We start from the raw sequence: 12,085 nt of genomic DNA on the forward strand, positions 1-12,085 counted from the left end.
TGCTCCATGACCCATATCTATCTCTTTCTCGCTGCATCCGTGCTCCTGACCTTAGCCCCCGGTCCCGACAATATCTACATCATCACCCGGGGTATCGCCCAAGGTAGGAATGCGGCACTGGCCGCGGCTCTCGGCTTCACCACCGGCCTCATCGGCCATACGCTGATCGTCGCCTTCGGCCTGGCAGCGGTGATTCGCTCTTCAGCTCTCCTTTTCGGGCTGATCAAATTCGCCGGAGCCGGCTACCTGCTCTACCTGGGATACCGCACCCTGCGCAACCGGGAGCCGCTCATCACCGACGGGGGGAGCGGTCAATACCTGGGCCTGCGCCGGGTATACTGCCAGAGCGTCCTGGCCAACCTGCTCAACCCCAAGGTCTCCCTGTTCTTCCTGTCATTCCTCCCCCAGTTCATCCAGCCGAATCTGGGGCATGGCGAACTCCAGGCACTGGCCCTGGGGGGCATCTTCATGCTGGAAACGCTGGTCATCTTCTGCCTGATCGCCCTCTGTTCCGGCAGGCTCGGCAGCTGGCTCAGAAGCCGCCCTGCCGTAAGCCGACATATGAACAGTGCCGCAGGAGCAACCTTTATCGGCATCGGCCTCAACCTTGCCTTTTCGGAGCGCACCCTATGAACCATAGCAACGGCAAAATCCCTCTTGTGGCGGAAATGGCCCTCATCGTAATGCTGGCCGCCGCCGTCGGCATCGGCTGGAATCACAAGCTGCTCCGCGACGTACTTGCAGGAAAGCCCGTGCAAAGCGCAGTGAAAAAGGAAACATCGCCACAGCCGGCAACCACAGCCGCTCCGCTCCCCCTGGGCCTGGAGCAGGCAAAGGAGCTGTTCGACCGCCGCGAGGCGACTTTTGTCGACGCCCGGGACAGGACCGCCTATGCCGCCGGCCATATTCAGGGGGCACGGTCACTCCCACTGGGGGAGTTCGAGGCAGCACTGCCCCGTTTTAAAGGTGAAGTAAAACCCGAGACAACCCTGGTGATATATTGCAACGGTTTCGACTGCCACGACAGTCTGGACCTGGGTGGAAAGCTGATCAAAGCAGGCTATGGCATCGTCTATGTCTACCTGGGGGGATTTCCAGAATGGAAGGATGCGGGCTACGCAGTCGAGGGGGGGAAACCATGAATCTCATGGGCAGACACATGATCAGCATCATCAGGGTGGCACTGGGTACTGTCTTCGTCTATGCCGGTGCACTCAAGGTAAACGACATCGTTGCCTTTGCCGGCAACATCGCCGCCTATCAATTGCTCCCCTATGGAGCCAGCTACATGGTTGCAGCAGTTTTCCCCTGGCTGGAGATCGCCTGCGGACTGCTCCTGATCATCGGCTGGCGAACCAGGGCCGCCTCGGCATTGGTCATCCTCCTCAACGTCATCTTTATCGTCGCCCTGGCGACAGCCATCGCCCGGGGGCTGGACATCGACTGTGGCTGTTTCAAGCAGGGGGGCGGCGACAAAACATCCGCTTGGCAGGCACTGCTGCGGGACCTGGTCCTTTTTGCCGCGGCAATCGCCGTTTATCTGAAAGGAACACCGGAAAAACAGCGATCGGCATAGCTCCAGGCCCCTTGCACCGAAAGCTTAAATAGGCTAAGATGGCCCCATTGTCTCATTAACATCGTGGAGTTGAGCGTGACGATTGCAATAGCGCTGATCATCGGCGCATACTTTTTAGGTTCAATCCCCACCGGGCTGCTGCTCGCCAAGGCCGCCGGCGTCGACATCAGGACGACCGGCAGTGGCAACATCGGCGCAACCAACGTTTACCGTACCCTGGGCCGCAGGGTCGGCATCATGACCCTCATCGGCGACTGTCTGAAAGGGTTGGTCCCAGTGCTGATCGCCCGCCAGCTGCACCTTCCCGAAATATGGATTGCCGCAACCGGCCTTGCCGCGTTCATTGGTCACGTCTACACCGTCTTCCTCGGCTTCAAGGGGGGAAAAGGGGTCGCAACTGCCCTCGGGGTCTTCATCGGCATCTCCCCCCTTTCCGTAGCGGCCGCCCTGCTCATCTTCGTCGCTACCCTTGTCAAATGGCGCTATGTTTCCCTCGCCTCCATTACAGCGGCCGCCGCCATTCCGTTTCTTGTCGCTTTCATCGAAAAAAAAGAGCTGCTGATCACCACCTCTGTGATCATAGCAGCCCTGGTCATCTGGAAACACCGGGAGAACATCCGGCGGCTGAAGAACGGCTCGGAAAGCCTCTTTAAAAAATAACCCCACAGTCTTTCTTAATATTCCTTCCGATACTTCTTCAGGGACTTCTCGTAGATCACCTTGATCTCGTTGGTATCACCCCGTTGACGGTATTCCATGAGCTTTCTGCCGATCCAGAGGCAGATGGCAATCACCACCAGCACATAGAGGATACGCAGCAAAACCCTTTCCCAGTCCATATCCTTCTGCTCATTTTCTTTTTCGTACGGAGACTGAAAGGGGCGGTTCTCACTGATCTCCCGCAAGCGAAGCAGCTGCATCTGTGAAATGTAGTGGAAGATATCGTCCCGGTCTCGCCCCTCCAGGTGAACGAATTTGAAGCCGGTACGGTAATGAACTGCACTCGTTTCCAGCGTCTCGACCGGGTCCAGCACATAGGCGACTTCCGCCACCGTGCGAATAGTGCGAGGCGGCGACAAGGGCAGGTACAGCTCCATGTGCAGTAGGCTTTCCGGCTTGAGCCTGGTATCCAGCTTGAATCCCATCCCACCTCCGCCTAGAACGACAGGAAAGTTGCGGCTCTCGTGCCAGATGTGACCAGGCTGGGCTGCCATCTGTTCCGCCTGCCGGGCAGCCACGCAGTATTCGTCGCAACCTTGCAGCCGCATCAGTTCCAGCTCCCGCCAAGTCTGCCATTCCGCCGCCACCTCTTCCCGCAGGCGCTGGTCCGGATCCGTATAGCGGAAATTGAAAGTGCACTCCAGGCGAAAAAACTGCCGCCGCTCCTTCAGGGTCAGCAGGCCGAACAGCCTGATGCGCAGGTTCCGTTCCCCTTGGCGTTCGGTAACGATGCAGGTACAGGTATAGATCTGTTGGTCTATCCGGATGCTGGCATCAAGGATAGAATTGATCTCGACCTTGACATCGGCAGGAAGATAATCCCGGGAAAGCTGCACCAGAATGGTATCTTCATGGAATTCCCGGATAATCGCCCAGTCGCGAAATATATCGCCGCTCGGCTGGGGAATGCCGATCTCGATGCGCAACCCCTTGCTAAAAAAGGGCAGGTATTCGGGAAAATTTTTGCTCATGCCGGGCTTATCGGCAGTCTAGGAGGAAAGATTGAGGAAATGGATGACTTTTTCGAGCTTTCTGGGAAAAATTCTTAGAGCCAGGTCAATGTACCTATGAAAAAAGACCGTCCGCAGGCAATATTTTTCAGCTCCTATCGCCCATGCGCTCCTCCTCCCCATAATGACAAAGAGGCCGCATCCTGAGTGGATGCGGCCTCTCTTCTTTCACGGTTGAAAAACGCGATCAGAGGAATGATGCCCTCACAGCCCTCCCCCCTCCACCTGTGGGGAAAACGCAACGGCACCCTGCTGATCCCGGTAGAGGATCACGTTGACCCGGTCATGGTTCCGGCCGAACTCGAAGTTGAGGCTGTGCTCATAGGCCATGCGGGCCACCGGTTCCAATTGCCCCACATCCCGAAGCCTGAAAAGGATCCGGTTTCCCTTGCCGAGATAATCGAGAAAACTCTCCGATACCTGGAATTCGATCGGACTCCTTTCCGCGGTAAAATCAGCCACACCCGGTTCCGCACCATTCATGGAAAATTCGGTCAGGATGAAGCGTCGGGGGAGAAGGTCGGCCATATCTGAGGAGCCGGTACCTGGTTCGGCCGGCAGTGTCTGCGACTCCAGTGGAGCAACCGAGATCACCATGCCTGCCGCCACGGTGGCGTTGCTGAACCGGTCGATAAGAATGAAGCTGCCGGTTTCCCGGTTCTGCCGGTAGGGGTCGAAAGCAACGGGGCGGTCAAGTTCCAGGCGGACCACGCCGATGCCGTTCAGCCCCAGTGTCTGCACCTGCTTCTGTTCCAGGGAATTGACATCCACTGCAAACTGCACGCGGGTGACGCGGCCGGGGGTCACGGCACTGGAGGTCTTCACCAGGTAGACCTTTCCCGGTTGCAGGGGTTCGTCGTGCATCCAGACCAGGTGCGCCTCCGGGTGCCGGGAAAGGCGGGGCGGGGCATCGGTCGCAGCCAGCATATCGCCCCGGCTGATGTCGATTTCGGAGGTCAAGGTCACCGTTACTGCCTGGCCGGCAACGGCTTGCGGCAGGTCACCGTTCATGGTGACGATCCGGGCCACGCGGCTCGTGCGGCCGTTTGACGCGACCCGGATCTCATCCCCCAGACGGATGGTCCCCGCGGCGATGGTGCCGCAGAAGCCGCGGAAATCCAGATGAGGGCGGTTGACCCATTGGACCGGCAGACGGAACGGCTGTTCACGGGTATCATCCTCAACCTGCACGGTCTCCAGATAATTCATCAAGGTCGGGCCATCGTACCAGGGAGTGTTGGCGCTTTTTTCAATGATATTGTCGCCGTTCAGGGCCGAGATGGGGATGGCGGTAATGGAGGCAAAGCCGAGGGTCGCGGCGAACTCACGGTAGTCGCGGATGATCGATTCGTACCGCTCCCGGTCGAAATCGATGAGGTCCATCTTGTTGATGGCCAGCATCACGTGACGGATGCCCACCAGGGAAACCAGGTAGCTGTGGCGCCGGGTCTGGGTCAGGAGCCCCTTGCGGGCGTCCACAAGAATCACCGCTACCTGGGCCGTAGAAGCACCGGTGACCATGTTGCGGGTGTACTGCTCGTGGCCCGGGGTGTCGGCGACTATGAACTTGCGCCGATCTGTGGAAAAGAAGCGATAGGCCACGTCAATGGTGATTCCCTGTTCCCGTTCCGCCTGCAGGCCGTCCAGAAGCAGGGCGTAATCGATGGCGCCCCCCTGGGTGCCGACTTTCCTGCTATCCACCTCCAGCGCCGCCAGCTGGTCCTCGAAGACCATCTTGGAGTCCCACAAGAGCCGCCCAATAAGGGTGCTCTTGCCGTCATCAACGCTACCGCAGGTGATGAAGCGCAGCAGCGACTTCTCTTCCTGGCTCTTCAGATAAGCCAGTATATCTTTTTCGATGAGTTCCGACTGATGTGCCATGTCAAAAAATCCTTTTATAGGTCTTATGGGTCCTATAGGACCTATGGGACCTATTAAAAATACCCCTCTTGTTTTTTCTTCTCCATCGAACCGGCCTGATCATGGTCGATCAGCCTTCCCTGGCGCTCGGAGGTGCGGGTGAGGAGCATCTCCTGGATAATCTGCGGCAGGGTGTCGGCGGTTGACTCCACCGCGCCGGTGAGGGGGTAGCACCCCAGGGTGCGAAACCGCACCGATTTGTGCTGCACCTGTTCCCCCGGCTTCAGCTCCAGGCGCTCGTCGTCCACCATGATGAGCATGCCGTCCCGTTCCACCACCGGCCGGACTGCGGCATAGTAGAGGGGCACGATGGGAATGTTCTCCAGGTGGATGTACTGCCAGACGTCCAGCTCAGTCCAGTTGGAGAGGGGGAAGACGCGGATGCTCTCCCCCGGCTTGATGCGGGTGTTGTAGAGGTTCCACAACTCCGGACGCTGGTTCTTCGGGTCCCAGCGGTGGTTGGCACTACGGAAGGAGAAGATCCGCTCCTTGGCCCGGGATTTTTCCTCGTCCCGGCGGGCTCCGCCAAAGGCGGCGTCGAACTTGTACTTGTCCAGGGCCTGCTTCAACCCCTCGGTCTTCATCACGTCGGTATAGAGGGCCGAACCGTGGGTAAAGGGGGAGATGCCGTTTTTAACACCCTCCTCGTTCACATGGACGATCAGCTCAAGACCGCATTCGCGGACCATCCGGTCACGGAAGGCGATCATGTCGCGGAATTTCCAGGTGGTGTCCACGTGCAGGAGCGGAAAAGGCGGTGGCGCCGGATAAAAGGCCTTGCGTGCCAGATGCAGCATGACGGCCGAATCCTTGCCGATGGAATAGAGCATCACCGGATTGGCGAATTCGGCCACCACTTCGCGTATGATGTGGATACTCTCGGCTTCGAGTTGCTGCAAGTGGGTAAGATTTTGACTCATATCATTCTCCAACGCATCAAGATTCTAACCTAACGGATGCGGATTTTTCGTCAGAGCAAGGCTGTCGAGGGACCGCGCGGAGGCGTAGCAGCGCTACGCCGCACAAGGGGTGCCGAAGACTTACGCAGCTCTGGCGGAAAAGCCACATCCGTCCTCATCTTCGATGCAGGCCACACTCTTTATGTTCAGGGTTTTCCCACCACCATCTCCCTGCTCGTGGGTGTTCACCAGGTGCCACAGGCCTGGTACATGGCGCACAGCCGATGGACGGGTAGCCCTGGCTGTGGAGCCGGTTGGTTGGGATGCGCCGGAACTTGGCGTACGACCAGACCTGTTCCTCCGTCCATTCCAGGAGCGGGTTGACCTTGATGATGCCGCCGTTGGTGGTGTCGGTCTCAATGGGGGCAAGGCCGGTGCGTGTCATGCTCTGTTCCCGACGAAGGCCGGTGATCCAACCGTCAAGCCCCTTCAGCGCCCGGCCGAGTGGCTCCACCTTGCGGATATGGCAGCATTCGTGGCGGTTTTCCAGGGACTCCCGGAAGGAAAAGGTTCCTTTTTCCCGCAACAGCTGCTCAACCGCTTCATGGCGGGGATAATACCAGTCGATCTTGGTCCGGTAGCGCTCGGTGAGGGCATCGGCAACCTCGTAGGTCTCCTCGTGGAGCCGTCCCGTATCCAGGGCAAAAACGCGCAGGGGCAGTTCCAGTGCTTTGGCCATGTCGATGATGACCACATCCTCAACGGAAAAGGAGCAGGCCAGGGCAATATTGCCGCCGGCGGCAGCAAAGCCCGCCTTGAGAATCTCCTCAGGGGGCGCATATGCGGGTATTTCAGGCAGTACGGACATCTAAATGGTTCCTTCCTTCGTAATCAAATCTTCAAACCTAACAGCGGCCAAACGAAAACGACAGAGCCCATGAATAACAGCCAGGAAATGGCCATAATCACCAAGCCGGATAAAATGATGTTGCGGCTACTCAAGAATCCCGATGCATAAGCAATGGCCGTGGCAGGAGTTCCCATGGGGAGGCAGTAGGCGAGCCCCGCCGGCAGGGCGATGCACAAGGTCATTACCTTCGGGTCCATGCCCATGTTTTTAGCCAGCCCCATGCCAATGGGCATCAGTATGGCCACCACTGCAGCATGACTGATGCATTCTGTCACGACAATGGCCACCAGAGAAATGATGACAATAACAGTCAGGGGCGAATGGGAAAGGGCTCCAAGTCCCTTCTGTACCACCCAGAGCGCGGCGCCGGTCTTCTCCAGGGCCGAGGCCAGGGCGATGGTGCCCCCGTACATGAGGATGATGCCCCAGTTGACGTATTCCTCGATCTTCTGCCAGGCAACCACACGAAAGGTGAAGAGCACCGCCGTCCCAAGGATGGCGATTGCTGCCAGTCCCGATTTCTCGCCGAATCCGATCCAGCAGCCAATGGTAGCGATAACCACCACCGCCGTTATCAATTCATCATAGCTCAGTCTGCCGACCTCAAGGCGTTTGCCGTTGAGAAACTTCAGCCCTTCGTCGACGCTTTCCAGGTCGGGGGGAAAAAAGCGGAGCAGAATGAGAAAGCCTATCACCAGAAGCGGCAAGACAATCATGCAGGCAGCAAAGGTCCACTCCATGAAGCCGAAGGTAAGGCCGGTGTTTTCCTTGAGCAGCCCCGCTGCCAGTGGCGCCCTGGCTCCGCCGAGAAAGGTGGCGATACCGCCGATGATGCATCCCCAGGCGATGGACATGAAGATCAGTCGGCCAAAGTTGCTGTTGCCCTTTTCCAGCTTCAGTGCCGTAGCAATCTCGGCCACCACCGGAAACATCATGGCGGCAACGGCGTGCTCGCTCATGACGAAGGAAAGGAAGGCCGAGAGCAAAAAAATCGTCAGGGCAAGCCGGGTTGGAGTCTTGCCGAATTTGGCCATCATCGCCCTGGCCAGCCGGGCAGAGAGGCCGGTACCGGTCATGGCCGCCGCCAGGATAAAGGCACCCAGGATGAAAAATACCGCCTCGTTGCCGAAGAAGGAATAGGTCTTCTTCGCATCCATGATGCCTAAAAGTGGCAGCATCACCATGGAAAGAAGGGCCGTGACGGCAATGGGCAGAAGTCCCGAAATCCAAAGGAAGACGGTGGCGCCGAAGAGGACCAGCGTATGATATCCGGCAGCGGTCAGCCCCGCTGGTGGCGTCAGCCTGAAAAGAATGAAACAAACCGCCAGAAAGCCGAGAATCACCTGGTAGCGCGCACTGCGGTCCAGCACGATCAACCACAGAGGCCGGTTGTCTATCTTCAGCGGTTTGTCGAATAATTCCTGCGCCATTTTTCTCTCATTATTCAGCTGTCACAAAGCAGCCAGTCACAGCCCTGCAGAATCGAAAGAGGCATCGATCTGTCTGACTTTGAGGCTGCGGCGCAGATCGGAGGTAGCCAGAAGCTGGCGGTCGTAAATCTTGTCCATCAATCCCTTAAGCATTCCCCTCGGGCGGATGTCCAGGGGGGTCGTCATACTCACCAGCGGCAGCAGCGGCTTGATAATCATCTTGCGCTTCTTCCACACCGTGGTCAGATGGGAGAAAATGGCAGCGATCTCCTCCTGGGGATAGCGGGCGGCCCTCGGCGACAGATCGACGAGTGGTATGATTCCGGCACCAGCCAGGGTATCGATGGCGCTGATGGTCGAGCAGGAAGGTTCCTCTCCAGCCATAAGTGTCGAAGCTACACCCCACCTAGGCAAAACGCCCTGTGCAAAGCGGAGTGCCTGCAGCCGTTCTTCCTTTGCCAAGCCACGCTCCCCTGCCAGCGCCTGATCGAAGAGATGCAGGGGAATATCCAGGATGTCGGCTCCCGCTGCATAGGCCCTTTCAATGGCAAAGGCAGGGGCAGGAAAATTGAGCCGTACCAGTAGATGGGTGTTGAAGTTCTTCTTCAGCTGCCGGGCCAGTTCCTCGCCCTGGTGAAAGGTGTTCAGCGAGCTGATGGTCAGACAGAAAAGCTCGGCCGGCACCTGACAATGGCTGTCGAAAATCGTTTCCAGGGTCTCCCTGACGGGGAGATCACCTCCGACAAAAAAAACATTCCCGTCGCGACGCAGCATGGCGGTATCGAAGGTGTTGACCGGCTTCCCGATCATCTGCCGCAATTTTTGCTGGTCGAGTCTCATAGCCGCTTCCCCGTCAGAGCCTATTCCCCAACCTTTTCCAGGGTCAGGACGTAATGGTCATCCACCTGCTTCAGCCCCAAGAGCTTGTGCCCCTCCCCTTTCAGGCTGCGGGGGACGTTTTTCACCGGTTCACCGTCATCCAGGAGAAACTCCACCGTATCTCCCTCGTCCAGCATCTCCAGCGCCAGCTTTGCTTTGACAAAATTGGTCGGGCAGGCAACGCCGCGTAAATCAACTGTCTGCATATATCCTCCGAAAACTTCGAACCTCGAACTTCGAACTTTATTTGCCCACCTGGGTTGCTATGGCTTGTGGAGGAATGGTTTCAGCAACGACAAAGTCGGGGAATCCGGCCCGCAGGCGGTCGAGCAGCGATTCAGTCCCTTCCTTGATGATGATGTCACCGATCCGGATGCGCCCGGCGCCGTCCGCCTTCTCCTTGTACCAGGCCAGCACTTCGGTTATAAAATCCACCACCCGATCTTCCGGCAGGAAGGTGGCGAAAAGGGTGCCGACGAGCGGATGACGTCCCCATTTGCCCCCTATCCGGACCGTATAACCTTTCTTGGCGGCCTTCCAAGCTTCGGTGGGGCAGACCTTGACGCAGTCGCCACAGTAGATGCAGGCATCGGGATGGAATTCCGGCTTGCCGTCCGCTCCCAGGGTAATGGCTCCTTCGGCGCAGGACTTGGCGCAGAGACCGCAGCTGATGCATTCGTCTTTATTCAGCTCGGGCCAGATAGCGCCCTGGAAACCCACATCGTTGGTGGCCGACTTCGGGCAGTCGAAGGGGCAGCCGGCAAAGCCGACCTTGAACTTATGGTGACCGGTGGGGGTGCCGAAGAGCTTTTCATCCACCTCAAGGGCAGAACGCTGGGTATCCACGAGACCGTTGGGATTATATTCGCAGCCGCCGCAGGCGGTCGGGACCCTGACCCGTGCGCCGCACGAGGCAACCTTCTGCTCCCCCTCACCTAACTCAGCAACAACGGCATCGAAATCCTTGAAGTTGATGTTGATCAGCTCGATGGATTGCCGCACGGAGAGGTGGACAAATTCACCGCCGAATTTTTCGGCCACGTCGGCGATTTTCTTCAGCCGGGGAACGGTCATCCGTCCGCCGGGAACCCGCAACCTGACGGTAAAAAGGTCTTTGCCCCGCTCCTTGATGAAACCGCCCGCCTTGAGGTTGCCCAGATCAATGGTGGTTTTGCCTGTATCGTTTGCCATAATTATCAACTCCATTACTAGGGTTCAGGTGACATTACTTTACACAATTGTCACCAAATTAGTCAAGAAAAAAATCAACATAAAACTACGGCATTAAGATAAAGAATAATCAAACGAGCTCGATTGGCTCTGGTTGAACCTTGTCGCCGCTGATGCGGAAGGAATTGACCACCGGCCGTTCCGGCTCGGCCAGAGAGGCAATGACATAGGAAACGTTCGGAGTAAGGGCCAGACGGATATCCTCTTCGGAGGGACGGGCGGGGGTCTCGGGATGGGAATGGTAGATGGCCAGCATCTCCAAACCCTTGCCGCGCAACTCCTTGATCACGGCGAACTGCTCCTTGGGGTCCATCATGAAGTGCTCATTGCTCCGGTCGGTATTGGTCATGCGGTAAATGACGGAAATCTCGCCGGCAGTGCCGCCTAGTATGCCGCATACCTCAAGGGGAAAACCCGATTTCGCATGGGCAACAATATCATCATGGATAATCTTAGGGATTTTCAGCATGTCAAAGCCTCTTATTTCTCCAGATCGCAAACGTTCAGCGCGTCCAGTTCATCCACTACCTGGGTGATGGTCGGGTGGTCGCCGCAGATGGGGCATTTGCCGCTCTTCTTGATGGGTACCTCGCGAAACCTCATGCGTAGCGCGCTGTAGGTGAGCAGTCGTCCAGTCAGAAGCTCTCCCTTGCCAAGCAGGTACTTGATCGCCTCGGTCGCCTGAATGGTGCCGATCACCCCCGGCAGAACACCGATCACCCCGGCAGTGGAGCAGGTGGGAATGGCGTCCTTCGGTGGCGGCGTCGGGAAGATGCAGCGGTAGCAGGGTGATTTGCCCGGGTCGATGGTGATGGTCTGGCCGTCGAACTGGAGGATGCCGCCATGGGAGTAGGGCTTCCCTGCCAGGACGCAGGCATCATTGATAAGAAACTTGGCGGCAAAGTTGTCGGTGCCGTCGATGACGAAATCGTAGTCCTTGATGATCTCGCTGATGTTGGCGGCGCTGATCCACTCCTCGTAGGTGTTGACTCGAAGTTCGGGATTGATGGCCAGCATCTTCTCCTTGGCGGACAGCACCTTGGCGATCCCAACGTCCTTGGTCTGGTGAATGACCTGGCGCTGCAGGTTGGAAAGATCCACCACATCCGCATCGGCGATGCCTATAGTACCTACTCCGGCCGCCGCCAGATAGAGGGCAATGGGGGAACCGAGACCGCCGGCGCCGATGATCATTACCTTGCCGTCAAACAGCTTCTTCTGTCCCTTGCCGCCAACCTCCTTGAGGATGATGTGGCGAGAGTAACGGGCAATCTGGTCTTCCGTAAGCATCAGCGGCTCCCTCCACCCATGAAATAGAGGAATTCCACCGTGTCCCCATCCTTGACCAGCGTCTGTGCAAAATTTTCCCGCTCAAGGATGTCGCCGTTAAGTTCCACCGTCACGTAGTCGGGCTGCTCGACCTTCAACTCCACCAGCAGCGCGTTCACGTCCAGGCTGTCCTTGCCCTCTACGATTGCCCCTTTACCGTTAACCGTCAGATTCATTCTTTT

The 12,085-nt window shown here is 57.7% G+C and carries 15 protein-coding genes; 4 read left to right on the plus strand and 11 right to left on the minus strand.

Annotated features, from left to right (window positions below; translation table 11 throughout):
* Nucleotides 1–6 precede the first annotated feature (6 nt).
* From ML541_RS01465 to plsY, 4 genes are all read left to right on the plus strand, one after another.
* A complete protein-coding gene (locus ML541_RS01465; RefSeq protein WP_243370005.1) occupies nucleotides 7–633 on the plus strand; it encodes a LysE family translocator in 627 nt (208 codons plus the stop codon).
* Complete coding sequence (locus ML541_RS01470; RefSeq protein WP_243370006.1) at nucleotides 630–1,142, plus strand: rhodanese-like domain-containing protein; 513 nt, start codon at nucleotides 630–632, stop codon at nucleotides 1,140–1,142. The genes ML541_RS01465 and ML541_RS01470 overlap by 4 nt, the downstream gene beginning before the upstream one ends.
* The gene (locus ML541_RS01475) at nucleotides 1,139–1,576 is read left to right on the plus strand and encodes a MauE/DoxX family redox-associated membrane protein (protein ID WP_243370007.1); all 438 of its coding nucleotides are present in this window, start codon (nucleotides 1,139–1,141) and stop codon (nucleotides 1,574–1,576) included. The genes ML541_RS01470 and ML541_RS01475 overlap by 4 nt, the downstream gene beginning before the upstream one ends.
* A gap of 75 nt (nucleotides 1,577–1,651) precedes the next feature.
* Nucleotides 1,652–2,236 carry a glycerol-3-phosphate 1-O-acyltransferase PlsY gene (gene plsY, locus ML541_RS01480; RefSeq protein ID WP_243370008.1) on the plus strand — a complete coding sequence of 195 codons (585 nt, stop codon included), beginning with the start codon at nucleotides 1,652–1,654 and terminating at the stop codon, nucleotides 2,234–2,236.
* Between the two features lie 14 nt (nucleotides 2,237–2,250).
* On the opposite strand, the gene ML541_RS01485 is transcribed toward plsY, so the two are convergent.
* The 11 genes from ML541_RS01485 to thiS form a co-directional block, all read right to left on the minus strand.
* Nucleotides 2,251–3,267 carry a PilZ-like domain-containing protein gene (locus ML541_RS01485; RefSeq protein WP_243370009.1) on the minus strand — a complete coding sequence of 339 codons (1,017 nt, stop codon included), beginning with the start codon at nucleotides 3,265–3,267 and terminating at the stop codon, nucleotides 2,251–2,253.
* A gap of 243 nt (nucleotides 3,268–3,510) precedes the next feature.
* Nucleotides 3,511–5,187: a sulfate adenylyltransferase subunit CysN gene (gene cysN, locus ML541_RS01490; RefSeq protein WP_243370011.1), complete on the minus strand. Its 1,677-nt coding sequence runs from the start codon at nucleotides 5,185–5,187 to the stop codon at nucleotides 3,511–3,513.
* Between the two features lie 53 nt (nucleotides 5,188–5,240).
* The gene (gene cysD / locus ML541_RS01495; protein ID WP_243370012.1) at nucleotides 5,241–6,146 is read right to left on the minus strand and encodes a sulfate adenylyltransferase subunit CysD; all 906 of its coding nucleotides are present in this window, start codon (nucleotides 6,144–6,146) and stop codon (nucleotides 5,241–5,243) included.
* Between the two features lie 154 nt (nucleotides 6,147–6,300).
* Complete coding sequence (locus ML541_RS01500; RefSeq protein ID WP_243370014.1) at nucleotides 6,301–6,993, minus strand: phosphoadenylyl-sulfate reductase; 693 nt, start codon at nucleotides 6,991–6,993, stop codon at nucleotides 6,301–6,303.
* A 23-nt stretch (nucleotides 6,994–7,016) separates the two neighbouring features.
* Entirely contained in the window at nucleotides 7,017–8,465 is a 1,449-nt protein-coding gene (locus tag ML541_RS01505) for a DASS family sodium-coupled anion symporter (RefSeq protein WP_243370015.1), read from the minus strand.
* Nucleotides 8,466–8,501: 36 nt separating this feature from the next.
* The gene (locus tag ML541_RS01510) at nucleotides 8,502–9,305 is read right to left on the minus strand and encodes a hypothetical protein (RefSeq protein ID WP_243370016.1); all 804 of its coding nucleotides are present in this window, start codon (nucleotides 9,303–9,305) and stop codon (nucleotides 8,502–8,504) included.
* 20 nt (nucleotides 9,306–9,325) lie between these two features.
* A complete protein-coding gene (locus tag ML541_RS01515; RefSeq protein WP_243370017.1) occupies nucleotides 9,326–9,550 on the minus strand; it encodes a sulfurtransferase TusA family protein in 225 nt (74 codons plus the stop codon).
* A 37-nt stretch (nucleotides 9,551–9,587) separates the two neighbouring features.
* Entirely contained in the window at nucleotides 9,588–10,535 is a 948-nt protein-coding gene (locus ML541_RS01520) for a 4Fe-4S dicluster domain-containing protein (protein WP_243370019.1), read from the minus strand.
* A gap of 109 nt (nucleotides 10,536–10,644) precedes the next feature.
* On the minus strand, nucleotides 10,645–11,043 hold the full coding sequence (locus tag ML541_RS01525) for a M67 family metallopeptidase (RefSeq protein ID WP_243370021.1): 399 nt from the start codon (nucleotides 11,041–11,043) through the stop codon (nucleotides 10,645–10,647).
* A gap of 11 nt (nucleotides 11,044–11,054) precedes the next feature.
* Nucleotides 11,055–11,864: a molybdopterin-synthase adenylyltransferase MoeB gene (gene moeB / locus ML541_RS01530; RefSeq protein WP_243370022.1), complete on the minus strand. Its 810-nt coding sequence runs from the start codon at nucleotides 11,862–11,864 to the stop codon at nucleotides 11,055–11,057.
* Nucleotides 11,864–12,079 (minus strand): sulfur carrier protein ThiS, encoded by a 216-nt coding sequence (thiS, locus tag ML541_RS01535; RefSeq protein ID WP_243370024.1) that lies wholly within the window; start codon nucleotides 12,077–12,079, stop codon nucleotides 11,864–11,866. The genes moeB and thiS overlap by 1 nt, the downstream gene beginning before the upstream one ends.
* Between the last annotated feature and the right edge of the window lie 6 nt (nucleotides 12,080–12,085).

This window comes from Geotalea sp. SG265 (genome assembly GCF_022808985.1).
Taxonomy (GTDB): domain Bacteria; phylum Desulfobacterota; class Desulfuromonadia; order Geobacterales; family Geobacteraceae; genus Geotalea.